Consider the following 23,050-nt stretch of genomic DNA (forward strand, 5'->3'; position numbering starts at 1 on the left):
CAGGGGCAGTAGATTACCGACCGGATTTCGCGCTCTTTGGAAGGTCGGGATGGTGCAGTGCCCGGGCAACGCCACGGGGGAATATCCGGGCCCGGCACCGGCGATTGCCAGGCAGAATCCGATCATCCGGAATCGGTGCACTTGTTCCCGGTGCGGCGCCGCACCGGGAGCGGAACCCTGCGGCCCTGCCGCCGCGGGCGATATCAGCACCTTTTAATCGAGGCGCGACCAACCCCCGATCATCATGCCCCGGGAAGAGAGGGATGAGCAGGCTTTCACGGGCCTTGAGGCGGCCATCATCTTCATCGCCTTCGTCGTCGTTGCATCGGTCTTCGCCTACGTCGTTCTCGGGGCGGGCATGGCGACGTCGCAGAAGAACCAGGAGGTGCTGCACGCCGCCCTCGACGAGGCCGGGTCCGCCCTCCGCCCGGGAAATGCGGTGATTACGAAACTGGACGGAGGCCTTCTCCGGTTCATCGAGTTCGATCCTTGAGACCGCGGCCGGGCCGACCACCATCGATATGGAGGAGCATGACCTGCACCATCGCCACGACGGAGGCGCTCTTCACGTTTCCCCGGTGATACTGCTGTAAATCTCACCTGGCGGTATCGCAGGGACACCGACGATATGCTGGAAGCAGGGGAGGTCGTCACGGTGAGGCTGACCATGGATAGCACGGGCATCGGGCGCGGGGACACGTTCACCATCGGAGTGACCGCCGCGGGAGGAGAGACCGCTTCGCTGACGAGAACGATTCCTGCCGGTGCCGGGGAGAATGTCTATATCGAGCTCTTCTGATGCCGGGTTCACCGGGCTTGAGGCGGCGGTCGTCCTGCTCGCGTTCGTCGTCGTTGCCGCCGTCTTCGGGTTCGTCGTCCTGCAGGCAGGTTTCTCCTCTGCACAGCGGGGCCAGTCGGTCATTCACGACGGTATCGGGCAGGCGGGGTCGAGCTGCATGGTGGCCGGTATCGTCTACGGCATCAGCGCCGCACCCGGGTTCGTGGAATCGATCGTTGTCCCGGATCGGCCTGACGGCCGGCAGCGAGCCGATCGATATCGCCACGGTCTCCGTCCGGTTCGTCGGCCAAAAACACAGCGGGATCGTCTCCCCGAACGTTCCCCTGGTTGGCGTCTTCCCGGAACCCGGGTTCTGGAGCGTCCAGGAGCGGGTGAACAGCGACGCCGATCTCCTCCTTGAGCCAGGAGAACGGTTCGTTCTGAACATCTCGCCGGAATCCCTGGTAGACTGCAGACCCTACGGGTCGTTTGCCATCGAGATCAAACCGGCCGGGAGGGCGGCGCTCCGGGTCGAGAGGACGGTTCCCGGCAGCATCGAGCGGGTGAACCGGCTGGACTGACGGATCACTCCACAGAGAAAGTCCCGGTACCGGACCATCCCCGCGATCCCGGCGGCTCCCACCGCCGCAAGCAGCAGGTAATCCTCCGGTCCGCCCCCGGCCATCAGGATGCTCTCCGGGATACCGGCCGCCCAGGCGTAGAGGGAGGCGACGGCAAGGAGGAGAAGGAGGGGACTGCCACGCGGGCGAGCGTTCGGGCGACCGGGAGAAGGTCCGGCCGGTCGCCCCGGCAGGCGGCGAGGGCGATCGCGGCCGACGCGATGAGGAAGATCCACTCCGAGAGCGACGAGACCTCTGCGAGTATGGCGTTGCCGAAGTAGTCAGTGAACTCGTAGGGCTGGTACGGGCCGAGGAGCGGGAAGTACCAGGTGACGGGGATCGCCCACATCGCATCGATGACCTGGTGGGAGAGTACACCGGCCGCGACGGCAAGGATGGCGAACGATCCCCGCCGCCGTTCGAGAACGATGCCTGCCACAAGGAGGAGCGCAAGGAAGAGCAGCCCGTGCGCGAATATCCGGCCGGAGTTGAGCGACTCCGCGAGCAGGATGTGGCCCACCGGTTTGTCGATCAGGTCGGGAAGGACGGCCCCGAGGGCGGAGAAACCGATGAACCGCCGGTCGCCTGGGCGCCTCGCGACCGCAAGGCCGAGGACGAGACCGAGCAGGAGGTGGCAGGCGATGAACATCCCTCATGACGTCGGTGCCGGCCGGCATATAACCCTGCGGTCCGGGCGTATCCACAAACCCTATGCCCGGGGAAGACCGACATTTCCCCATCGCCGGACAGGAGAACAATATGGCAACGCCTGACAGACTTGATATCCTCATCCTCTTCGCTTCGTTTCTCATCGGCAGCGCGGCGGGCTGGTGGAGCCGCATGCACTGGGGAAACAGCCTCGTTGCCGTTGCAGCGACCCTCGCCGGGACCGTGGCCGGCTACTGCATCATCGTCGCCGCCCTCCGGGCCGCGGGTCACCCGGTCGGGTAGCCGGCGTGGAAGGGGCACGCCTCCCGCAGGCACTCGCGGTTGATATCGCCAAACTCGCACCGCACGGTATCCAGCACGGGGAGGGTTACGCCGAACCGCTCCGAAAGGAAGGTGACCGCCGTCCGGATCGCAAGCCACGAGTCGCGTTTGCAGCACCGGGGACCCCGTGGCGGGCGATCGTCATCAGGCTGCGTGCGGTCATCTGGTTTGCAAGCGACCACTCCTGCTTCTTTAAGGGCGTCGACCCGGTGATCAGGCTCACGAAGATGCCCGTCCCGATCGCCGCGCCGCAGGTGCCGTGGCTGCCGCAGAACCCTCCCGGGACCATGCCGGCCCTCGCGCGCGCCTGCCGGAGCAGCGGCCCTTTCCTTCCAGGCTCCCCGGTGGTTGCAGTACGCGGCGATGAGCGCGGCGGGCACAAGGAAGTGGTGCTCCGGCCCGTGCATCCTGACCGCCGGGCAACGCATCAGGATACAGGCGACGGCAAGCGGGTCCTCGAGTTCCGTCGCGATGCAGAACTGTTCGATGAGGTCGAGCGCCTCAAGGCTGTGGCACCGGTCGCAGACAAAGTGCCCGGCTTCGCAGGCCGCCGTGGTGCTCCGGACCTCCCCGCAGACGGCGCAGGCAAGGTCGCGGGGCTCCTCGCTGTACAGGAGATCCCGGCCGCAGATGAGGCATCCTGCCCTATGCTCCATGCCGAAGGGGTGCGTCACCGCACCCCATAAAGAGATCCGGGGAAGGCGGGCAGCCCGGGGGAAGGCAAGACGCGGCCCCGGACCCCCGGCACTCCCGCACCTGCCCGTCTTCGATCGCGAGGACCCGGTCGGCGAGCTCCAGGAGCGAGGGGCGGTGGGAGATCAGGATGGTCGTCCGGTCCCGGACCAGGACCCGGAGCGTCTGCCCGATCAGGTCCTCGGTCTGCAGGTCGAGAGCAGACGTGGGTTCGTCGAGGATGAGGATGGGCGCATCCTTCAAAAACGCCCGGGCGATGGCGATCCGCTGCCGCTGGCCGACGGAGAGCCGGGTCCCGCGCTCGCCGACGACCGTCCGGTAACCGTCCGGGAGCCGGAGGATATCGTCATGGATCTGCGCTTTCTGCGCGGCTTTGACAACCTCCTCGATGGTGGCGTCTGGCCTGCTGTAGCGGATGTTCTCCTCGATGGTGGTGTGGAAGAGGAAGAGGTCCTGAGACGATCGATATCTGCCGCCGCAGCCACCGGGGGTCAAGCGTTGAGAGGTCGCGCCAATCAAGCGTGATCGTGCCTCCGGGGAGCGAACGCCCGGAGGATCAGGTTGATGAGCGTCGTCTTCCCGGCACCGGTCCGACCGACGACGGCGACCGCCTCGCCGGGCCGGACGACGAACCGCGCATCCCGGAGAACCGGGGCATCCTCCGAGTAGCCGAACCAGACGCCGGAGAACTCGATGCGGCCCTGCACGGCATCGGGGACGAACCCGCCGGCGTCGGGGAGGGCGCCCGGCTCGCCCTGCATCGCAAAGAGTTCGCGCAGGCGGGCGGCGGACGTGAGCGCGGGCTGCATCACCACCGGGAAGGCGAAGAAGGTGTTGACGGTGGGCGCAAACGTCATGATGTAGACCGCGAACGCGACGAAGTCCCCACGGTCATGGCACCGGCAAGCACCTCGTTCCCGCCGAACCAGATGACGGCGATCAGCATCAGCGACATCGTGCCGATCCTGAAGTACTCCGAGAACGCGGAGAGCATGGTGTTCCTGATCCGGGCGTCAACCATGTTCCGGAGCGTCCCGGAGACCCGGTGCACCTCGCGGTCCTCCGCGGCGTGCGATTTGACGGTGTCGATCCCGGATATCACCTCCTGGAGGTCCCGCGAGACGTAGGCCTGCCGCTCGCGCTCCCGGTGGGTGGCGGCGCGGATCCTCCGGACGAAGACGGCGTTGACCAGCAGGTAGAGAGGGATGAAGGCGAGGACGACGAGGGTCAGCCTGAGGTTTAAGGCGCCGAGGATGACGAGGGTGAAGGCGACGTAGAGGGCGTTTGCGATGATCTGGGGGAGGTACTGGGAGACGGTGTACTGCAGGATCTGGACGTCGTCGGAGAGGCGGGACATGATGTAGCCGGTCTGCTGCGATTTGAAGTAGGAGAGCGGGAAACCGAGGACGTGTTCAAAGAGGGCGGTCTGGAGGTTGAAGGCGTAGCCTTCCCGGAACCGGGCGGTCCAGTAGTTCCGGATGAGGTCCGTCGCGCCGGTGAGGAGGCCGAGCACCAGGAGGGCGACCACGAGGGTGTTGAGCGACGAAAGAACCCCGCCGGCCCCGGCAAGAAGGGCGCCGGGCGCCGGGGTCCCCCCGAGCAGGATGTTGTCGACGAAGACCTTGAGGCTGAGCGGGAGGACGGTCTTCTCAGCGGAGACGAGAACCGTCGCCACGAGTGCGAGAACGCCCGCTCTCCGGATCGGCCGGGCGAACCGGAGGAAGAAGGCGAGGTCGGCGAACCGGAGGTCCCCGCCGGCCTTCGCCGGCTGGCGCAGGATATCCCGCGTGAAGGCGACGGAGCGCCGGCAGTAGTCTGTGATGCTCATTGTATGCAGGTCCGGTTGAGGAGCGGTAAGCCTGGGGCCGGACCCGGGGATCCGGCCGCGTCTCCGCTGCAGTTCCATGCCTTCCTGCCGTATAATACCTGCGGCTCCGGCATACCCGGGGCAAACCAAAACAGATAACGTATGAGGGGATGAGATTTCCTGTATGGTATCGCGTGCCGCCGTCCGATCGGTGGAAGGGGGCGGCTGTGGGTGCGCTGGCGATCGGTGCGGTCTTCCTTCTCGGCCGGTTCGGTATCCTCCCGGGCCCGGTGATGACGGTGGCGCTCCTCTCTGGCGGGGGCCTCGCCGCCGGCCTCTTCACCCGGGGGACGGTCCGGGACGGCGCCGTCACCGGCGCCGTATGCGGGGTGCTCGTGGCCCTGTTCGTGGCCTCCGTGACGACCTCAATAAGCCTGGTAGAGAGCAGGCCGCAGTATCCTCCGTTCTGGATGACCTTTGGTTTCTACACCCTGGTCCTCACGGCGCTCCTCCTCCCCTACAACGCCGTCGGCGGGGCAGCCGGGACGGCGGTGCGAAACGGTATCCGGAGACGCGGCCCCGCCGGGGTTGGCGAGCGGGGGAAGTGGTTCGGCATCGGTATCGGCACGGCCGTCATCGCCGCATCGGTCCTCCTCCTTGCCTTCCTCGGCCCGCTCGTCGTGGCTGCTCCACTCGTCGGCGGGTTCATCGCGGGGTTTTTTCCGGGAACAAACCGGGGGACGGCTTTGAGGCAGGGCTTGTCGCGGCGCTCTTCGGGACCGGCCTCTTCTCGCTCCTGCTCCTCTGGACGGCATCCCACGGCACGGGGTTCGCCGCCGGGCTTGCAGGAATTGCAGCGGTCGCCCTGGGGTATACCTTCATACCCCTCGGGACCGCTGCCGGGGTTGCCGGAGCAGTTATCCGGACGGGGTTTGGGAAAGAGCGAGGAGCAGGAACTTGAGAGGGCCTGAGGATTGAGGGGAGGCTCCTTTCACCCCCCGTATATAGAATCCATTCCACCGTCTTGAGGTTTGCCACTGCACCACCCCCATAAGCCTACGCCCGCCGGGGACGAATCGGAAAGGCTATCGTGCGGTGCGGTGAGAGTCTTCCATGGTTTCATTCGCCGCTGGCCGCTTTTCCGGGGTGATTGCCGGAGCGCTGGCAGGCGGCGGTGTCTTTCTTCTCGGCCGGTCGGATCTCCTCCCGGACCCGGTGATGACGGTGGCGCTCCTCTTTTGCGGGGGTTTCATCGCCGGTCTCTTCACCCGGGGAAGGGCCAGGGACGGGGCCGTTGCCGGTGCCGTCTGCGGGGTGCTCGTGGCGCTGATCGCGGCGACTTTCACGAGCCTGGCGGCGAGAGACCCTTCGTTCCTGTCAACCTTTGCGTTCTACGCCCTGATCTTCACGGGGCTCCTCCTCCCCTACAACGCCATCGGCGGGGCAGCGGGAAGAGCGATGCGTAGCGCTCCCCGAGAGACGATGCCGCCGGGGCGGGCGAGCGGGACGGGTGGCACGGGATCGCCGTCGGCACGGTCGTCATCGTCGGTTTGGCCCTCGTATCCGGTCTCCTCGGTCTGTTGTCGGTCGTGGCCGCTCCGCTTGCCGGCGGATTCATCGCGGGGTATGCCTCCGGGGGCAGGCCAAAAGATGGTCTAAAAGCCGGTTTTGTCGCGGCACTCTTCGGGGCCGGCCCCCTCTTCTTCATCCCGCTGCTCTGGACCGCGTTGCACGATTTCGGGTTCGCCGACACGTTCGAGGGGATGGTCGCGATCGCCCTGGTATACTTCTTCACCCTCTTTGGGACCGCCGCCGGGGTTGCCGGGGCGGTTGTGCGGCAGAGTTTTGGGGTGGAGGAGGCTGATGATGTGGGCGGGGTTCTAACGAGAGGCCCCATCACCCCCCGTAGAATATGCTTGCGATGTTGTAGAGGTCCATATCCACGGTCTTGAGGTTTGCCACTGCCTCCTCGAGCGGGACCGCGACGATATCGTTGCCCCGGAGCGCGACCATCTTCCCGAAGTCCTTCTCCCTGATAAGATCCGCCGCCGCCACCCCGAACCTGGTCGCGAGCACCCGGTCGTGCGCCGTCGGCGACCCTCCCCGCTGGACGTGGCCGAGCACCGTCACCCGCGCCTCCATGCCGAGCCGGTTCTCAAGTTCGTCGCGCAGGAACGTCCCGATGCCGCCGAGCGTCACGTGGCCGAACTCATCCATCCGGGCCGACTGCGTGATCGCTTCTTCCCGTTCCTTCGGCTGGGCTCCTTCAGCGACCACGACGATGCTGAACTTCTTCCCCGCTCGTAGCGCGCCAGGAGGTGCCCGGCGACCTCGTCAAGGTCGAACGGGACCTCCGGGATGAGGATCTGGTCGGCCCCGCCCGCGATCCCGGCCACGGTCGCGATCCACCCGGCATGCCGGCCCATCACCTCCACCACCATGACCCGGTGGTGCGACTCCGCCGTCGTGTGGAGGCGATCGATCGCCTCGGTGACGATCGAGACGGCGGTATCGAACCCGAAGGTGTAATCGGTCGCGGCGACGTCGTTGTCGATGGTCTTTGGGACCCCCACCACCGGGATGCCCATCTTCGAGAGCCTGTTTGCGACGCCGAGGGTATCCTCGCCGCCGATTGCAACCAGCGCATCGATCCCGAACCTCCTGATGTTGTCCCGCAGCCGTTGCACGTCGGCCTCGTTCTTGAAGGGGTTCGTCCGCGACGTCCCGAGGATCGTCCCCCCCTTCGGGAGGATCCCCGTCACCGAGTAGTCGGTGAGCGGCTCGACGTTTCCGGCGACCAGCCCGAGCCATCCGTCCCGGATCCCGATCGTGTCGAACCCGTGCTTAGCCCCCGTCCGCACGACCGCCCGGATCACCGCGTTCAGGCCCGGGCAATCTCCTCCGCCCGTCAGTACACCGACCGTCGTCATGTTCCTCCTCCGTAGATCCTCATCGCCTCGTCCACACCCGCATCGTCGAGGGTGATCGCCGATATGGCGTTGCAGAACCGGACCGCCTCGTCGAGCGACCGCTGGTGGATGTTCCTCCCGGTCGCGTTCCCGACCGTGCCGCCGATGTGGATCTGGTCGTGGAGCTGCTGCAGGAACTCCGGCACGCTGGCCTGCGACCCGCCTGCACAGACGACGCCCGTCCTGCCGGCCGCCGCCACCGCCTCCCGGAGGAGCGCGGCGTCGGGCGGCCCGCCAACTTTCGGTGGGTTCACCTTCGCGAAATCGCTCCCGAGAGCCGCTGCAACCCCCGCCGCCCCCGCGACCAGGTGCGGGTCGCGCTCGTCCTTGACTGCTTTCCCGCGGGGGTACATCCAGAACACGGTGACAAGCCCGTTTGCGTGCGCGTGGTTGACGATCTGGGCAGCCTGGTAGAGCATCATCGGCTCATACTCGCTCCCGAGGTAGACCGTGTAACCGACGCCGAGGATTGAAAGCCCTGTCCGGTCCCGGAGGTCGACGGCCTGCCGGACGTGGTGGAGCTCCGAGCTCAGCGGGTCCCGCTGGGAGGTCCCGACCAGGTTGGTCTTCGAGTTGAGTTTGACGAGGTAGGGCACGTCCCGGTAATCCCCGCCATATCGCGCGATCAACCCGAGTTGCGTCGCAAAGACCCCGATCCTCGCCCGGCTCGCGATCCGGAAGAGATGTTCGGGGTCGGCGTCCTCGGGATGGATGCCGGCCCCGAAGAAGTCGTCGTTGAGGTGCTCGATCTTCTGGTCCCCGGCAAAGAGCATCAGCCTCCCGGTGCCGTGCGTGATCGTTTGGTAGTTCTCCCGGTACCTCTCCTGCTCCCCGGGAGGCACATCGAGAGGAACCCTGATATCGCGTGCAGGTGGCATACCCCTTCCTCCCAGTCCCCACATACTTAAACGTTGCTTCGGTCACGGGGTGGGACGGGCCGGATCTCCGGGGCACCGGGGCGTCCGGGCGAGGTGAGCCGCTTCCCGGGGAGGCGGATCCTCCCCCGGGAAGCGTACCGTCGCCATCGGACGCCTTCTACGGTTGAGTGGCAATTCCCGGCGCTGTCTTTCCGGCTGAACGCAGCGCCGCATAGCGACTCAGGGATAGCCAAATGGATGTTCTGCCAATCTTCATCGACTGGTTCCCGTATCTTCTCTCCGGCGTTGCCGTTACCCTCGGCCTCGGATTCCTCCTCGGGCTGCCCATGGCGATCGGCCAGGTCTACGGTTCCCGCCCGGTGCGGTCTCTCGTCGGGGTCTACGTCTGGTTCTTCCGGGGTCTCCCCATCCTCGTCCTCCTCTTCCTCTTCTGGTTCGGCATATTCCCCGGGCTCGGGCTCGGCGATCTTTCGGCGTCCGTCGTCGGAGCGGTCGTGCTGGGCCTCCGGGGGGCGGCATACCAGTTTACCCTGTTTTAAAGCCGTGCCGTCCCTGGTGCACAATCTTTTGGCGTATCTCCCGGGCAGGCGATCACCCCCGGGAGGCTCGGGCCGGCCGCGAGCCTCCCGGATCACTTCCAGCTGCCGCTGATCGGGCTGTATCCGGTTGATATAGGGTAATCCTCCCGTCACCGTACGGGCGATAGGTATTTATTGCATCTTACCCATCGTGGGTCGCCTCCCGGAAGGGGGCGCAGACACGATGGTGAGAGAGATGAAAGGTATGAAGGAATCCGCCACGGGCGGGATGTCAGGCGTTGCCGGGACCATACAGGAACTCGACCCGCAGATCATCGAGGTGAGCACCTCGGGAATGAATTTCCCCGCATCGAAGAACGACCTGATCACCCGGGCAAAGGAGAGCGAGGCCCCCCAGATCGTCCTCGACGCGATAAACCAGTTCGAAGACAGGCAGTACAAAGACCCGGAAGATGTGAAGTCCGAGTTTAAGAAGATCGTGCAGAAGTAAGCTTTTCTGTCCGCAGGTGCCGTCTTCCGGTACCTGTCGGTCCTCACTTCCGGCCGACCGAAGCCATTCAGCCGGGCGGTACTCCTGCAGGGGCATGCACCCGGTATATGGGTGCATGACACAGAGGTGATCGTTGATGCCGGACGGCGTTCCACGCCGAGGGTCAACCGGGCGTCGGTGCGCCCCGGGAGCACCTCGGGGGCATGGATTACCCTGCCGGAGTGCAGGACCTGATCGATCGCGCCTGCAAGAACCGTGCACCGGATTCCGTGTTCGAGGCGCCCGGCAAGTTCGACAGCACTTCGCTAACGTTCTGAGAAAGCCCTCCGCCGGAAGTCAAACTGCTGACTCTCCCTTCGCGGCAACGCGGCTCAACGCGAGAGGCTCTCTCTCGCTATCCCCATCCACCAGTGCAACGATTCTCAGTTACCAGCAATCTCAACGGAGGGAGAGTTATCGATCTTTCTCTCAAACCATCCGGGGGTTTGCATCCCGGGATATGGCTTGTCCCGGGTATCCCCACGTACTGCTCCCTCTGGGGACTTTGAGGAGGAACGCATGACGGTCCCGCTTGCGGGAGGAGAGACCCCTCCCGGTCCCCACCCCCGTGGCGATAGCCACCACGGTCCACTTCATGGAGAGATCCTGGAGGAGAACCGGGTCCGGGCTCGCACTCATCTCCCCCGGGAAACCAGCGCGAAGACCGCTCCCCGGGCACGGCTTTTCCCCGGATATCGCCATGACTGCCCTCGCCCCCGGGCGCGGGCGGGGATAGGACGAAGGCCAGATATGGTCTGTTCGTTTGGAATCGATGCACCAGTTCATGCGTTGCCGCGGAAGTTCGCGAAGCCCGGTGCCCGGGTGCTGCCAACTTCGTGGTAAGGCGTCGCGCGGGACCGCATCGTTGCCGGGGTGCCAAACGAGCGAAGTTACTGTTCGGGGAGGAGTCGTACCGGCTGGCCGCAGACGTGAGCCAGGAGTTTGGGAGGACCAGGTGACCGCGAGAGCCCGGGGGATCAGCCCGGACACCTGCCTCCGCCACCTATATCTGGTCACCGGGTAGATGGCGCGGCATGCTCATCATCGGACACCGCGGCGCCCGGGCTCTCGCACCGGAGAACACCCTCCTTGCCCTGCGGAGAGGTATGGCGTGCGCTGATCTCGTCGAGATCGACGTCCGCCTCACGAAAGACGGGATCCCCGTCGCAATACACGACGCAACCGTCGACCGGACGACGGACGGGACCGGGCCGGTCAAAGGCTACACCATCGAGGACCTGGCGAGGCTGGACGCGGGCGAGGGTGAGACGATCCCGACGCTCCGCGAGGTCCTCGACCTTGTCCACGGGCGGGCGGGGCTTGTCGTGGAGATCAAGGAGCCCGGGACCGAGGCGATCGTCGTCTCGGCGCTCATAGACCGGATGCCGCAACGGCTCATTCTGGTCTCATTCAACCCGGAGAGTGTCGCGATGGCAAAACGGCTCCTCCCCGGCATGCAGGCGGGCCTCATCTCCTCGGCGGAGATCGGCGACCCCGCCGAATTTGCCCGCCCGGCGCAGGCCGACCTCATCCTCCCGCGACGGGACCGCCTCTCGCGTGAGATGGTGGAGCAGGCGCACGACGCCGGGCTGCTCGTCGTTCCCTGGACGCTGAATACAGAGGACGATCTTGAAGAAGCAGTCCGGCTCGGCGTCGACGGCTTCGCGACCGACGATCCCTGCGCCGCACGGAGGTACCTGGAGAGCAGGGGTGTCGAGCGCCCGGCTCCGGCGAGGTGATCTTCCGGTTTGGGTCAGTCGCCCGGGAACGCGAGCGTGGTTGCGATCGCATTTCGGCCCGGCTGGTGTCCTTCCTCGCAAAGAGCACGACGATCGGGACATCCGAGATGATGACGCCGGCAAAATCGGTATCCAGCGGGAGGGGCTCCGGGTCGATCAGGTCGTTGAAGCGGATCTGCCGGGTCCGTCGGGCCGGCACCGCGAGGCGGTAAGGGCCGACGGGCTCCCGGTCTTCGTAGTAGACCGTGATCTCGACCTTTGCGTCCCGGTCCCCGGCGTTGAGCAGGCAGACCGTGTCGCTGCTGGTCTCTTCCGGTTCCGGGCCGGTCGTCCGGAGGGGGATGTGCCCGCCGGGGATCGCCCAGACCGTCCTGCCTACCGGCCTCACGCCCCCTCCTCCCCGAGCAGCCTTTGCAGGTAGGGGTTGAGGAAGAGGCCGTCCGGGTCCATCCGGCGGCGGACGGCGAGGAACCGGTCCCACCGGGGATAGAGCGGCTCAAGGTCGTCGGCCGTCATCGTGTGTTTCTTCGCCCAGTGCGGCCGCCCCCCGTACTCCTGGAATATCGGCTCGATATCGTGGAAGAAACCCCAGAAAGGCAGTGTCGCGTTCTGGTGGAGCGAGATCGTGACGGTCGCGCGGCCGTGTGCGGTGCTCAGGTAAGCGTCGTCCGGCGCGACGGTTCGGTAGAGGACCCTCCAGGCCACGTGTTTCCGGTGGCGCTCCCTGATGCGCCGGCGGATCGCTTCGAAGCATTCAGGCCCCGCCTCCGCCGGGACGGCATACTCCATCTCGTCGAACCGGAGCGTGCGAACTTTCGCGATGACCTCGCTGCTCCACCCGGTCCTCTCCTCGACGAGGCGGGCACACGGTATGCTCTCCGGCGCACCCCCGGGAGGATCCATCGTCCTGAGTTTCACCCGGTCGCTCCGGGGATACCAGTAAAAATCGAAGTTCCGGTGCCTCTCGACGAGGTCGTCGAGGTGGGCGAGGCAGCGGTCGGCGGTGGTGCACCACTCCCGGCGGTGGAGCCGGTATGCCGGGAGCAGGCGGAGCGTCAGGGCCGTGCAGATGCCGAGCGCCCCGAGCGAGACCTGTGCCGCCCGGGTGAGGTCCGGGTCCTCCTCAAGAGAGAACTCCGTTATCTCGCCGGATGCCGTGACCATCCGCCCGCCGGCGATCATGGCGGAGAGGACCGGCAGGCGCTTTCCGTTGCCGTGCGTGCCCGTCGCCAGGGCGCCTGCGACGCTCTGGACGTCGACGTCACCGAGGTTCGGCATGGCGAGCCCGAGACCGAGGAGGAGATCCCCGGCCTCTCCGAGCGTCGTGCCGGCCCGGATGGTCGCTTCACGCTTTGCAGGGTTGTACGACTCGATGCCCCGGAAGGCGTCAAGCGAGACGAGCGTATCGCGGGTCGCGACGAGGGGCGACGACGAGTGGCCGGTCCCGGCGGGGCGGATCGTCCTCTTTCCTTCCGCCGCCCGGCGTACGAGAGCGCGGAGCGCGTCCTCATTCTCCGGCCGTTCTATCCGCTCCGGCGAAAAGCGCAGGCTCCCCGACCAGTTCTCCCACGTATCACCCATGAACGCCGTCTCCGGGCCCCGGGCGGGTCAGACGAGCGTCCCGGGCAGGTGCTTGAGGAGCCACGCCTTCACCTCGACAGCGAGGCTCTCCGCCGCCTCATCGAGGGTGTGGCCCGCCCCCTCGTAGATGACCAGCCGTTTGGGCTCACGGGCGCGCCGGTAGACCTCCTCTGAAGACCGGGGAGAGATGACCGTGTCGGCATCCCCGTGGATCAGGAGGACCGCCGCACGTCCCGCGAGGCGGGCGACCGGTTCGGTCCCGGCCGCACGGGTCGAGAGCGCGACGACGACCCGGACCAGGGGATCGCCTGCCGCCGCCTGGATCACCACCGCTCCCCCGAGGGAGTGCCCGACGAGCCCGATGGCCGGGACGCCCCGGCTCTCCAGGTAGCGCATACCAAGGACCGTGTCGACGACCGACTCCACGAGGTCGGCCGGGTGCCGGTACCGCACCCGGAGTGCGCTGATCCTGTGGTTCGGGAGGTCCTCTGCCAGGCGCGGATAGAGCCCCCGTGCCGGGGTGTCAAACCCGCCGCCGGTACCCCCCACCATGACGACACCGGCACGTGCCCCCTCCGCCTCGTAGTAGCGGCAGGTGGTCGTTCCCCGGTCGGTCTCGATCTCCACAAGATCGTAGGCCTCGCCGGCCTGCGGGACCCTTCTCACGTTCGCGGGGCGTACCTCAACCCGCGCAGCCTCCACCTCAATTGCAGCCGTCCCAAGCATGAGGAGAGTGGATATGGTGCTATTTGTCCTTTGCGGCTACTGCCCCATGTGGTCTAATCTCTGCAGATCCCGTGCCGCGTCTTCGCATCTTTGCATGCGGGAACCCGGGCGGGCAGGGTGGGGATGCCGGAGCCGAGTATCTTGTGCGGAGGGAGATCCCGGGAAGGACCGACTCGGGCTATCCCCCAGGTCCCCCCGAAAACCGGCGCCAACGCCGCGCCCGGATACGGCTTCCCACCGGACATCGCAAGCACTGTCCCCGCCCCCCCAGGAAGGGGAGGAGGCCGAAGGCAGGGCGGGGTGGGGAGTGCCGGAGAGGAACGTATGAGTTCCCACCGGCGGGGAGGGGGTATTCCCCATATGCGCTAACTTTAGCCATAAGGATTCGAGAGTATAATGCCTTATTCCGTAAAATGGAGTCTATTTGGGGGGATATTGGCCATACGACTCCGGTGGTGTGCGGCAATGATCTTCCTACCCTGAAAACGCTATCGATAACGGGAATCTCATTGGAAAAGGACTGCCTTAGAGCATAGATGAGAACCAGCCGATTGCCTGGTACTTGACGGTAGCAACGAGAATTTATTACACTCAGCGGGTAAGTTAACGCCTATGGGGGTCTTCCCTCCCCCGGTCCCTCCCCGTGGCGATATCCCCACGGTCCACTTTCCGGGAGATCCCGGGAAGAACCGGGCACGGCTGCCCACTGGATATCACCACTGCCCCGCCCCGGGAGGGGCGGGGAGGAGGCCGAAGGCCGGGTGGGTGGGGAGTGCCGGAGAAGAACGTATGAGTAACTTGCCTGTAGAAGTTGCCGGAGAAGAACGTATGAGTAACTTGCCTGTAGAGGTTGCCGGAGAAGAACGTATGAGTAACTTGCCTGTAGAAGTTGCCGGAGAAGAACGTATGGGTATCCTCCTGCGAAGAGCGGGCAGAGCGAAGGTTCTCGCGCGCCGGAGAAAGGGACGGTGCCGCACGCCGCGTGTAGAGATACCTCAAATCCCGGTGCAGAAAGTACATTACTATTGGTTACAAATTATAATCTGTAATGGATAAAATAGAGTACAAACTCTTCCAGCCGGTTGGCGGATCATCTCCGGCACCCGTTACGATCGGACCCGCTGCATCCCCCGATACCGGGGAGTCCGACGCCGACCTCCTTGACGCTTATTCCCGGGCCGTCATCCGGGTCGTTGAGTCCGTGGGGCCCGCAGTCGTGAGCGTGGTCGTGGGGAAGAACTTCCAGGGCCGGAGGGGCGAGCAGATCGGAGCAGGCTCCGGCGTGATCGTGGCACCGGACGGCTACATCGTGACCAACAACCACGTGGTGCAGGGGGCGGGCAGGATCGAGGTCCGTATGGCGGACGGGACCGCTCTTTCCGCACGCCTGGCCGGGGCTGACCCGGCGACCGACCTCGCCGTCCTCCGTGCCGATGCCGGGGGTCTTCCCTGTGCGCCGTTCGGCGACTCCGGGGCGCTCTCGGTCGGCCAGCTCGCGATAGCCATCGGCAACCCGCTCGGATTCGACTCGACCGTCTCGACGGGGGTCCTGAGCGCTCTTGGGCGGGCGCTCCGGAGCCGGGACGGCCGCCTGATCGAGAACGTCATCCAGCACACCGCGCCCCTGAACCCCGGCAACTCCGGCGGCCCGCTGGTGGACTCGCGCGGCCGGGTCATCGGGATCAACACTGCCATCATCCCCATGGCCCAGAGCATCTGTTTCTCGATCCCCTCAAACACCGCCGCCTGGGTCCTCCCGCAGCTCGTCGCCGACGGCAGGGTGCGACGCGGCTACCTCGGGATTGCCGGCCAGTCGCGGCCGCTGGAACGATCGCTCGTCCTCGCGCTCGGGCTTACCGGGAGCCAGGCGGTCGAGGTCGTCTCGGTCTCGCGGACAAGCCCCGCCGGCAGGGCCGGGCTCCGGTCGGGCGACCTGATCATAGCGATCAACGAGACCACCGTGGGGTGCGTGGATGACCTGCACCGGTTCCTCGCCACCTGGCCCATCGCGGAACCGGCAACCCTGACGCTCATCCGGGGACGGCAGCGGATCAGGCTCCCGATCATCCCGGTCGAGGCCGTCGCGTGCCCCGTCACCGGGTGAGGTTACGGGACCCACGTGATCCGGGGCTCGCGCCGCCCCGGTTTCGGCGGCAGGGGAGCGGGGTAGCCGAAGATCAGGGGCGCCACGATCTGGTGGTCGTCCGGGACCTTCAGCGCCGCGAGAAGATCGGGGTTCTGCTGGACGAGGGCCGCGGAACCGACCCAGCAACTGCCGATACCGAGCGCCCAGGCGGCAAGCATCATGTTCTCCGCGCAGAGCGTGCAGTCGAGGACGCTCGATACGACCTCCCGGGCGCCGAGGACCAGGACCAGGACCGGGGCGTTGTAGAAGATGCTGTATCCGGGGTCCCTGAGCGCCGCGAGGAACCCTTCCATCCCGGGCCGGGACTCCTCCCCGATCTTCTCGACAAGGATCGGTTTGCAGTAGTCGGACGCCCGCCGCATCAGGCCCCTGTCCTTCACGACCACAAACCGCCAGGGCTGAAGCCCGAGAGCGTTCGGGGCCTGGACGCCCGCGGCGATGATCGCCCGGAGGGCCCCATCCGGGACCTCCCGGCCGGTGTAGTTCCTGACGCTCCGGCGTTCCCGGATCACGGAGAAGATCCCGGTTGCTTCTGTATCCGTCACCATACACCTCTCTTCGGCTCGCCGATCGTATATATGCCTTGAGGGCCCGCACGCCCCTCTCAGGAGAGGATGAAGAAACCGTCGAACTTCCCGGTGGACTCCTCCTTCATGATCTCCACGTCGTCGACCCGGGCCGCGGCCGGACCCCGGCGGCAGAACCCAACCATCCGCCGCACGGACTCCTCCTCGCCCTCAAAGATCGCCTCCAGGCGGCCGTCGGGGAGGTTCCTGACCCACCCGGTGACGCCCGCATCCTGGGCCTCATCCTCCACAGCCCACCGGAACCCGACACCCTGTACCCGCCCGGTGACCAGTACGCGCGTCCGTACTCTCATGTACCAGGGTTCGGCGGCGGGAAGACTTATCCCTGCCGGGCCCGCCGGGGATGTCCCGGGGCCCCTGTCCCCCCGGGACGGCAGAAACGGTCGCGAAACTCGCCCCGAAGCCGGGCATACGGGTGGTACCGTCCGAAAATCAGATCGTAATCCTTTTTACCCCTCCGCGACTCAAACCCCTACAGCAGTTATACTCCAGCGCCGGAGGTGAATGACGGATTCATACCAGGACCGGGCATCCTGCAGCCTGCCGGTGCCCGGCGCTCTCGAAGACGGTCTTCTCATGGTAAACGGCGACCGGAGGGTCCTCTGGTGCAATCCGGCTCTCGCGCGGATTCTTGCTCTCCGACCGGAAGAGATCCCCGGGATGGACGTGCTCTCTCTCCTTGACGGGCATCTTCTGCCGGCTATCGAGGATACGGCCTCTGCACGGCTGATCCGGCAGGCGCTCGAAGACGGCGCGGATCTGCCCGAGCTCCGCTGCCGCATCCGGTCGCCAGACGGCACCCGGCGCTGGTTCTCGGTCTCGGGCGCACCGGTCCTTGCCGGGCAGCGGCTCATCAGGGTCCGGGATGCCACCGGAGACCTGGACGCGCACCACTTCAGGGCCGCCCTCGGCCAGTCGCCGGTGGTCGTCTTTGCGCAGGATGCGGATCTCCGCTACACCTGGTCCTATAACCAGCAGCTCGGGTCCACGGACGAGTCCATCATCGGGATGCGGGACGAGGAGGCCTTTCCTGCAAACGGGGCGCATCTTACCGCGCACAAACGCCGGACCCTCGAGATGGGAGAGACGGTGCGGGCGGCGGTGACGCTCAACATCGGCGGCGACCTGCGTGTCCGGGACCTGACGCTCAAACCCCTCCGGGATGCGGAGGGCAGGATCACCGGGGTCACCGGGACGGCCTTTGACGTGACCGAGAGGGACCGGGCGGAGACGGCGCTCCGGGAACGGATGAACGAGCTCCGGTGCCTGTATACCATCACGCGCCTCGTCGAGGTGCCGGGGATAACGCTTGACGGGCTCCTGCAGGCGGTTGCCGATACCCTCCCCTCCGGCTGGCAGTACCCGGACGACGCCGCGGTGCGGATCCGGGTCGACGACCGGGAGTACCGCCGGGGCGGGCCGGGAGAGACACCCTGGAGACAGGAGAGCCCGATCGTCGTCTGCGGCGCGAGGCTCGGCGAGGTCGAGGTCCGGTACCTCAGCAAGAAACCGGAGGCGGCTGAGGGGCCGTTCCTCTCGGAGGAGCGGATGCTGCTTGACGCCGTCGCGGAGCGGCTCGGCCGGATCATCGAACGGTTCCAGGCAGAAGCGGCGCTCCGGGAGAGCGAAGCAAAGTTCCGGGGGATCGCCCAGCGGAGCTTCGACCTCATCGCCACGTCCTACCTGGACGGGGGACTGAACTACATCTCGCCGGCGATGGAGCGTATACTCGGGTACCCGCCCGAGATGATGAAAGGGACCGACTGGGAGGACTACATCCTCCCGGTAAGCCTCCCGGTATGGGAGGAGGGGCGCCGGCGGGTGCTCCAGGGTAGATCGGTCGAGGGCCTCCAGATCGAGGTCAGGCGGAAGAACGGGGAGACCGCCGTGCTGGAGGTGAATGGGTCGCCGATCATCGAGAAAGGGGTGACCGTGGGGTTCCAGGCCGTAGGGCGGGATATATCCGAGCGGGTCCTCTACGAGCGGCTCCGGGAGCAGGCCCTCGACCTGAACGCGCGAAACATAGCGCAGTTCGCCGTCCTTGCCGACCACGTCCGCCACCCGCTCCAGGTGATCATGGGGGTCGCGGACCTGCTCGATGATGCGGAGACCGCAGAGATACTCAGTGAGCAGGTCAAAAGGATCAACACGCGGATCAGCGAGCTCGACCGCGAGTGGGTGGAGTCGCGGAAGATCCGGGAGTTCCTGAAGCGCTACGAACTCTGAAGCCTCATCCCCGCCGCCGCTTCTCGTCGCGGGGGTGGCGCACCGCCGGTATGGCCCCCCGGATTGCGGCGAGCGCCTCCGGCAGGAGCGTGCCTTTCTTCCCGACGACGTCGGCCGCCCGGATGGCGGACGGGTGTGCGGCAAGAACGTAGCTCTCGGCGAAGAGGTCGAGCCCGCCCCGGGCGAAGTCGTTGAGCGAGAGCGGGACCGAAGGTCCGTCGGAGGACGGGCTGCTCGAAACCGGGCAGACGATCAGGCCCCCATCCTCTCCTGCCGCGATGACCACCACCGGCCGAACCTTCTCTTCGCCCAGGCCCCCGATACGCACGGGGGCCAGGAGAACGTCTCCGCCGACGTACCGCCCCATGGGCATAGAGGTTGGCTCCCAGAACCGATAAGAGAATTGATCCGTGCCGGCGGCCCGGTACGGAAACCGCCGGGAGGACGCTTCAAAACAGCGGAGGAGTCTCCCGCTCCCCCGGTGTGTCTTACGGCGCCGGGCCTTTCACTTTCCCGGCCTGCTGCTTCTCACGGTCATTCTTCCGGTCATTCTTCCGGTCTTTCTCCTTCACCTTCGCGGCATCGGCAGACCCGTCGCCGTTCCCGTTCTTCTTCCCGTTGCCCGGGTTGATCACGGATACGGCACTGCTGCCGGCAACCGAGACGTTACCGTTCTCCGTCGCGACGCTCCCGGCCACGGTCAGGTTGCCGTCGCCCGCGGCAAGGTCGAGGTCCGCCCGCCGGTACTTCAGGATGAGCGTGCCGCCGTCCTTTGCGCAGACGTTGACCTTCTCCGGCATCGCGTCTCCGATCGTAAACTCCGTGAGATCCGCTGCAGCCACGTCCCTGCGGTCGGCATCACCGAACCCGAGCCAGCCCGCAAGGCTGACGAAGATGGTCATGATACCGTTGCTCTTCTGGTTCAGGGTCTTTGGGGCGGCCTTCACCTCCACCGGCTGCGGGGTTGCGGTCACGTTCAGGGTGTCGCACGCGAGGGTGCCCGTGGCGTTGTTCATGACCTGTACCGTGACGGCGTAGGTGCCGGCGGCAGGGTAGGCGCAGGTGCCCCGGACCGTACCGTTGTGGTCGTCGTCGCGGACGACCTCCGCCTCCGTCGTCGCCGTGCTCCAGTCGATGGAGGCTGAGATGTTCAGCGCCCCGGCGGGATCGGTGTCGTTGTAGGTTGCAAGGATGGTCACCGGCTCACCGGCGAGCACTGTGCGGTCGCCCCCCGCATCGACGACAAGGGCGGCCTGCACGGCAGGAACCGCCACGGCGATGACGAGGAGGAGCGAGAAGATCCGGATTGTTGTATCGCGTCTCATGGGAACTCGTCTCCGGTAACTACTGGATAGGGCTCCCTATTTGATTGCATTGAGCTTCCCGGTTCAACCGATCGCCCCGTGAGTGCAGAGCCGCTCCCGCATCCCCGTCCCTGTAGAAGAATCCCCGGACGGCTCTTCGGTCCCCACCCCCGCCCGGCCTCCGGCCTCCTCCCCCGCCCCCGCGGGGCGGGGGCAGTGCTCGCGATAGCCGGTAGAAAGCCGTGCCCCGGGATACACCGGTCATGCACCGGTCCAGGCCGGACGGCAGACCGGATCCGTTGTCTCCGGGCCTGTCTCCTCCCCGCCCGGCGCCGGGCGTGTATCCGTCGTATGAAACCCGATCGGCGCTACCGGGTCCTGAGCATCGCTGCCATAGTGATGAACGGGGGCACGATAACGATGATCGGCACCTTCATACCTCTCATCGCTACGGGAACGCCGCCTATACCCGGAGCATTCGAGCGTTCACCGCGACGATCACGGTGCTTGCGCTCATCAGCACCGCCCCGGCCGCCGGGGTGAGAAGGATGCCGGCACCGAAGAGCACGCCGGCGGCGAGCGGGATGGCGACGGCGTTGTAGCCGGTCGCCCAGAGGAGGTTCTCGAACATCTTCCGATAAGTCTTCTTCGAGAGGTCGATGACCGCCGTCGCATCCCGGGGGTCGTTTCGGACGAGGACGATATCGGCGCTCTCCACGGCCACATCGGTCCCCGCCCCGATGGCGACCCCGACGTCCGCCTGCACGAGCGCCGGGGCGTCGTTGATCCCGTCGCCCACCATCGCCACCCGGTAGCGGCGCTGCACCTCCCGAACTTTCGCGGCCTTCTCGTGGGGCAGGACCCCGGCGAAGAACTCATCGAGATCGAGTTCCCCCGCCACCCACGCGGCGACGTCATGGCTGTCGCCGGTGAGCATCATGCACCGGATGCCCATCTCCTTGAGCCGCCGGACAGCCTCCCCGGACTCCGGCCGGATGATATCCGCAAGCGCGAGCCCTCCCGTAAGCCGACCGTCTTCGAGGAGGAAGACGACGGTCTTGCCCTGCCGCTGGAGCGGTTCGACCCGCCCGTCCCCGGTCGTCATCCCCCGCTCCGCGAGGTAGCCGGGGCCGACCACCCCGACCGGCCGGCCGGCGATCTCCCCTTCCACACCCTTCCCCGGTATCGCCCGGAAGGTGTCGAGCGGGAGGAGGGAGAGACCCCGTTCCTCCGCGCTCCGGACGACGGCGCGGGCGATCGGGTGTTCGGAGTGCGCCTCCACCGACGCCGCCGCCCTGACGACGTCGTCTTCCGTGGCGCCGCCGAAGGTGAGGATATCCGTGACCCCGAACCTCCCCGTCGTGAGGGTTCCGGTCTTGTCGAAGACGACCGCCTGGAGGTCTTTCGCCCGCTCGAATGCGCTCCGGTCACGGATGAGGAGCCCTGAATGGGCGGCAAGGGCCGTCGAGACCGCGACCACGAGCGGGACGGCGAGGCCGAGTGCGTGGGGGCAGGCGATGACCATCACGGTCGCGGCCCGCTCCACCGCAAACCCGGCGCCCGCCCCGAGGGCGAACCACGCCGCAAACGTCACCGCGCCGACCGAGAGGGCGATCACCACCAGGAGGAGCGCCGCCCGGTCGGCGAGATCCTGGGTCCGCGTCCGGCTCTCCTGTGCCTTCCGGACGAGGTCGATCACCTGGGCGAGGTAGGTCTCCGCGCCCGTCTTTTTGACCTCGACGACGATCGAGCCCTCACCGTTGATCGCCCCGCCGATGACCGCATCCCCGGATCGCTTCTCGACCGGCCTCGACTCCCCGGTGAGCATCGCCTCGTTGACGCTCGTCGCTCCTTCGATGACCACGCCGTCTACCGGCACCTTCTCCCCCGGGCGGACGAGGACCCGGTCACCCGGGGTGAGCCGGTCCACGGGCACGTCGTCCGTCCCTCCGTCCCGGACCAGGTGCGCCTCCGACGGCATGACCCTGACAAGCTCCTCAAGCGCCCTCGACGCCCCGAGGACCGAGCGCATCTCCACCCAGTGCCCGAGGAGCATGATGTCGATCAGGGTGGCAAGCTCCCAGAAGAACCCCTCCCCGCCGACGACACCGAGGACGACCGCCGAACTGTAGGCGTAGGCGACGGTGATCGCGACGGCGATGAGCGTCATCATCCCGGGCATCCGCGCCCGGAGTTCGCGCACGATCCCGGCGAGGAACGGCCAGCCGCCGTAGAGGTAGACGGCGGTCGCGAAAGCGAGCAGAAGGTAGTCCGAGTCCGGGAAGGTGACGGGGATCCCGGGGATTGTGCGGATCGGCACCGAGAGGAGGAGGATCGGGACCGTCAGGATGACCGATACGACGAACCGCAGCCGGAAGTCCTCGAGGGCATGGCGGTGCTCCGCACCGTGCCGGTGGGTCTCCGGCGGTTGCTCCTTGCCCGCCTCCGCAGGGTGCGTCTCGTGGTGCCCCCCGGGCGCCCTGTGGTTCGTATCAGTCCCCCCGCTCCAGTTCTTCCTTGCGCTTCCGGAACTCCTCGTCATCGATCTCGCCGCGCGCGTAGCGTTGCCGGAGAAGATCCATCGCCGTATCGCCGGCCCCGACCGGCTGCACGCCCCCGGGCTCCCGGATAATCAGATAGAGGATGAGGAAGGCGAGCCCAACCATGGGGAGGATGACGAGTACGAACCAGAGCAGGCCGTTCATTCCCCGGCGGTTTGCATCCCGGTAGACCAGGATGCCGGCGACGAGGAAGACAAGCAGCCAGAGGAGCATCATGCCCCAACCGAAGAACGGGAACACGGGCCATCCTTCAAAAATGTGGTGACCGTCCCGGTAGGGGTGCATGAATCCATCCATGGGGTGGAGTGCTCTCCCGGGAACGTAAATATACCGGCCGTCCCGGGTGCGGGGGACCTCCCTCACCATACCCTGCCCGG

27 protein-coding genes and 4 pseudogenes are annotated in these 23,050 nt (G+C 66.5%); 13 read left to right on the forward strand and 18 right to left on the reverse strand.

The features are described 5' to 3' along the window. The first annotated feature begins 244 nt into the window (after nt 1-244). A complete protein-coding gene (locus tag QZ408_RS11090) occupies nt 245-493 on the forward strand; it encodes an archaellin/type IV pilin N-terminal domain-containing protein (protein ID WP_292491583.1) in 249 nt (82 codons plus the stop codon). Between the two features lie 72 nt (nt 494-565). Here the strand turns inward: QZ408_RS11090 and QZ408_RS11095 are convergent, their stop codons facing one another. Continuing rightward, entirely contained in the window at nt 566-922 is a 357-nt protein-coding gene (locus QZ408_RS11095) for a hypothetical protein (RefSeq protein WP_292491797.1), read from the reverse strand. On the opposite strand from QZ408_RS11095, the gene QZ408_RS11100 reads away from it, so the two are divergent. Both QZ408_RS11100 and QZ408_RS11105 read left to right on the forward strand, forming a co-directional pair. Continuing rightward, complete coding sequence (locus QZ408_RS11100) at nt 834-1,199, forward strand: hypothetical protein (RefSeq protein ID WP_292491791.1); 366 nt, start codon at nt 834-836, stop codon at nt 1,197-1,199. The two genes, QZ408_RS11095 and QZ408_RS11100, sit on opposite strands and share 89 nt — an antisense overlap. After that, nucleotides 1,171-1,359 (forward strand): hypothetical protein, encoded by a 189-nt coding sequence (locus QZ408_RS11105; protein WP_292491584.1) that lies wholly within the window; start codon nt 1,171-1,173, stop codon nt 1,357-1,359. The genes QZ408_RS11100 and QZ408_RS11105 overlap by 29 nt, the downstream gene beginning before the upstream one ends. 103 nt (nt 1,360-1,462) lie before the next feature. Here QZ408_RS11105 and QZ408_RS11110 read toward each other — a convergent pair whose 3' ends face one another. Beyond that, nucleotides 1,463-2,047, reverse strand: coding sequence for a metal-dependent hydrolase (locus QZ408_RS11110; protein ID WP_292491585.1), 585 nt, complete (start codon nt 2,045-2,047; stop codon nt 1,463-1,465). A 110-nt stretch (nt 2,048-2,157) separates the two neighbouring features. Here QZ408_RS11110 and QZ408_RS11115 point away from each other — a divergent pair, with 110 nt between their 5' ends. Further along, entirely contained in the window at nt 2,158-2,349 is a 192-nt protein-coding gene (locus tag QZ408_RS11115) for a hypothetical protein (protein ID WP_292491587.1), read from the forward strand. Here QZ408_RS11115 and QZ408_RS11120 read toward each other — a convergent pair. From QZ408_RS11120 to QZ408_RS11145, 5 genes and pseudogenes are all read right to left on the reverse strand, one after another. After that, nucleotides 2,334-2,677: pseudogene (locus tag QZ408_RS11120) on the reverse strand (DUF5714 domain-containing protein). The gene QZ408_RS11115 and the pseudogene QZ408_RS11120 overlap by 16 nt on opposite strands. A 31-nt stretch (nt 2,678-2,708) precedes the next feature. Then, a pseudogene (locus tag QZ408_RS11130) lies at nt 2,709-3,044 on the reverse strand (DUF5714 domain-containing protein); the annotation flags it as partial. Then, on the reverse strand, nt 3,034-3,600 hold the full coding sequence (locus tag QZ408_RS11135) for an ATP-binding cassette domain-containing protein (protein WP_292491588.1): 567 nt from the start codon (nt 3,598-3,600) through the stop codon (nt 3,034-3,036). The gene QZ408_RS11135 and the pseudogene QZ408_RS11130, both read right to left, overlap by 11 nt. Beyond that, on the reverse strand, nt 3,597-3,938 hold the full coding sequence (locus QZ408_RS11140; protein WP_292491590.1) for an ATP-binding cassette domain-containing protein: 342 nt from the start codon (nt 3,936-3,938) through the stop codon (nt 3,597-3,599). The genes QZ408_RS11135 and QZ408_RS11140 overlap by 4 nt, the downstream gene beginning before the upstream one ends. Beyond that, complete coding sequence (locus tag QZ408_RS11145; RefSeq protein WP_292491591.1) at nt 3,935-4,909, reverse strand: ABC transporter ATP-binding protein; 975 nt, start codon at nt 4,907-4,909, stop codon at nt 3,935-3,937. Before QZ408_RS11145 ends, QZ408_RS11140 begins: the two co-directional genes overlap by 4 nt. Nucleotides 4,910-5,115: 206 nt before the next feature. Here QZ408_RS11145 and QZ408_RS11150 point away from each other — a divergent pair, with 206 nt between their 5' ends. The 3 genes from QZ408_RS11150 to QZ408_RS11160 all read left to right on the forward strand — a co-directional run bounded on the left by QZ408_RS11150 (nt 5,116) and on the right by QZ408_RS11160 (nt 6,840). Next, entirely contained in the window at nt 5,116-5,859 is a 744-nt protein-coding gene (locus QZ408_RS11150; protein WP_292491593.1) for a hypothetical protein, read from the forward strand. A 142-nt stretch (nt 5,860-6,001) separates the two neighbouring features. Further along, nucleotides 6,002-6,547, forward strand: coding sequence for a hypothetical protein (locus QZ408_RS11155; protein WP_292491594.1), 546 nt, complete (start codon nt 6,002-6,004; stop codon nt 6,545-6,547). Then, complete coding sequence (locus QZ408_RS11160; protein WP_292491595.1) at nt 6,439-6,840, forward strand: DUF5518 domain-containing protein; 402 nt, start codon at nt 6,439-6,441, stop codon at nt 6,838-6,840. The genes QZ408_RS11155 and QZ408_RS11160 overlap by 109 nt, the downstream gene beginning before the upstream one ends. Here the strand turns inward: QZ408_RS11160 and QZ408_RS11170 are convergent. Both QZ408_RS11170 and QZ408_RS11175 read right to left on the reverse strand, forming a co-directional pair. Continuing rightward, nucleotides 6,785-7,818 (reverse strand): annotated as a pseudogene (locus QZ408_RS11170) (ATP-dependent 6-phosphofructokinase). The gene QZ408_RS11160 and the pseudogene QZ408_RS11170 overlap by 56 nt on opposite strands. Continuing rightward, on the reverse strand, nt 7,815-8,735 hold the full coding sequence (locus QZ408_RS11175) for an aldolase (RefSeq protein ID WP_292491598.1): 921 nt from the start codon (nt 8,733-8,735) through the stop codon (nt 7,815-7,817). The pseudogene QZ408_RS11170 and the gene QZ408_RS11175 overlap by 4 nt, the downstream one beginning before the upstream one ends. 233 nt (nt 8,736-8,968) lie before the next feature. Between QZ408_RS11175 and QZ408_RS11180 the strand changes: the two genes are divergently transcribed. The 4 genes from QZ408_RS11180 to QZ408_RS11195 all read left to right on the forward strand — a co-directional run bounded on the left by QZ408_RS11180 (nt 8,969) and on the right by QZ408_RS11195 (nt 11,542). Continuing rightward, nucleotides 8,969-9,274 carry an ABC transporter permease subunit gene (locus QZ408_RS11180; protein ID WP_292491599.1) on the forward strand — a complete coding sequence of 102 codons (306 nt, stop codon included), beginning with the start codon at nt 8,969-8,971 and terminating at the stop codon, nt 9,272-9,274. Nucleotides 9,275-9,509: 235 nt separating this feature from the next. Then, nucleotides 9,510-9,764, forward strand: a complete 255-nt coding sequence (locus tag QZ408_RS11185) for a DUF2795 domain-containing protein (protein WP_292491601.1) — start codon at nt 9,510-9,512, stop codon at nt 9,762-9,764. Between the two features lie 203 nt (nt 9,765-9,967). Next, the gene (locus tag QZ408_RS11190) at nt 9,968-10,081 is read left to right on the forward strand and encodes a DUF2795 domain-containing protein (protein WP_292491603.1); all 114 of its coding nucleotides are present in this window, start codon (nt 9,968-9,970) and stop codon (nt 10,079-10,081) included. Nucleotides 10,082-10,837: 756 nt separating this feature from the next. Next, nucleotides 10,838-11,542, forward strand: a complete 705-nt coding sequence (locus tag QZ408_RS11195) for a glycerophosphodiester phosphodiesterase family protein (RefSeq protein ID WP_292491604.1) — start codon at nt 10,838-10,840, stop codon at nt 11,540-11,542. 61 nt (nt 11,543-11,603) lie between these two features. Here QZ408_RS11195 and QZ408_RS14930 read toward each other — a convergent pair. The 3 genes and pseudogenes from QZ408_RS14930 to QZ408_RS11205 form a co-directional block, all read right to left on the reverse strand. Next, nucleotides 11,604-12,023 (reverse strand): annotated as a pseudogene (locus tag QZ408_RS14930) (sensory rhodopsin transducer); the annotation flags it as partial. Beyond that, nucleotides 11,927-13,123, reverse strand: coding sequence for a D-arabinono-1,4-lactone oxidase (locus QZ408_RS11200; RefSeq protein WP_292491605.1), 1,197 nt, complete (start codon nt 13,121-13,123; stop codon nt 11,927-11,929). The pseudogene QZ408_RS14930 and the gene QZ408_RS11200, both read right to left, overlap by 97 nt. A gap of 27 nt (nt 13,124-13,150) precedes the next feature. Continuing rightward, nucleotides 13,151-13,849: an alpha/beta hydrolase gene (locus QZ408_RS11205; RefSeq protein WP_292491607.1), complete on the reverse strand. Its 699-nt coding sequence runs from the start codon at nt 13,847-13,849 to the stop codon at nt 13,151-13,153. Between the two features lie 1,048 nt (nt 13,850-14,897). Between QZ408_RS11205 and QZ408_RS11210 the strand changes: the two genes are divergently transcribed. Continuing rightward, entirely contained in the window at nt 14,898-15,953 is a 1,056-nt protein-coding gene (locus tag QZ408_RS11210; protein WP_292491609.1) for a trypsin-like peptidase domain-containing protein, read from the forward strand. Nucleotides 15,954-15,955: 2 nt separating this feature from the next. On the opposite strand, the gene QZ408_RS11215 is transcribed toward QZ408_RS11210, so the two are convergent. Both QZ408_RS11215 and QZ408_RS11220 read right to left on the reverse strand, forming a co-directional pair. Then, nucleotides 15,956-16,543 (reverse strand): nitroreductase, encoded by a 588-nt coding sequence (locus QZ408_RS11215; protein WP_292491610.1) that lies wholly within the window; start codon nt 16,541-16,543, stop codon nt 15,956-15,958. 56 nt (nt 16,544-16,599) lie between these two features. Beyond that, nucleotides 16,600-16,875, reverse strand: a complete 276-nt coding sequence (locus QZ408_RS11220; protein ID WP_292491611.1) for an acylphosphatase — start codon at nt 16,873-16,875, stop codon at nt 16,600-16,602. Between the two features lie 211 nt (nt 16,876-17,086). Between QZ408_RS11220 and QZ408_RS11225 the strand changes: the two genes are divergently transcribed. Beyond that, nucleotides 17,087-18,808, forward strand: coding sequence for a PAS domain S-box protein (locus QZ408_RS11225; protein WP_292491612.1), 1,722 nt, complete (start codon nt 17,087-17,089; stop codon nt 18,806-18,808). 4 nt (nt 18,809-18,812) lie between these two features. Here QZ408_RS11225 and QZ408_RS11230 read toward each other — a convergent pair whose 3' ends face one another. From QZ408_RS11230 to QZ408_RS11245, 4 genes are all read right to left on the reverse strand, one after another. Further along, nucleotides 18,813-19,175: a type II toxin-antitoxin system PemK/MazF family toxin gene (locus tag QZ408_RS11230; protein ID WP_292491613.1), complete on the reverse strand. Its 363-nt coding sequence runs from the start codon at nt 19,173-19,175 to the stop codon at nt 18,813-18,815. Nucleotides 19,176-19,296: 121 nt separating this feature from the next. Then, the gene (locus QZ408_RS11235; protein ID WP_292491614.1) at nt 19,297-20,133 is read right to left on the reverse strand and encodes a hypothetical protein; all 837 of its coding nucleotides are present in this window, start codon (nt 20,131-20,133) and stop codon (nt 19,297-19,299) included. Between the two features lie 442 nt (nt 20,134-20,575). Then, a complete protein-coding gene (locus QZ408_RS11240) occupies nt 20,576-22,654 on the reverse strand; it encodes a copper-translocating P-type ATPase (RefSeq protein WP_292491615.1) in 2,079 nt (692 codons plus the stop codon). Then, on the reverse strand, nt 22,605-22,970 hold the full coding sequence (locus tag QZ408_RS11245; protein ID WP_292491616.1) for an SHOCT domain-containing protein: 366 nt from the start codon (nt 22,968-22,970) through the stop codon (nt 22,605-22,607). Before QZ408_RS11245 ends, QZ408_RS11240 begins: the two co-directional genes overlap by 50 nt. Nucleotides 22,971-23,050 lie beyond the last annotated feature (80 nt).

The sequence above is a fragment of the Methanoculleus sp. 10 genome (assembly GCF_913757945.1).
GTDB lineage: Archaea > Halobacteriota > Methanomicrobia > Methanomicrobiales > Methanoculleaceae > Methanoculleus.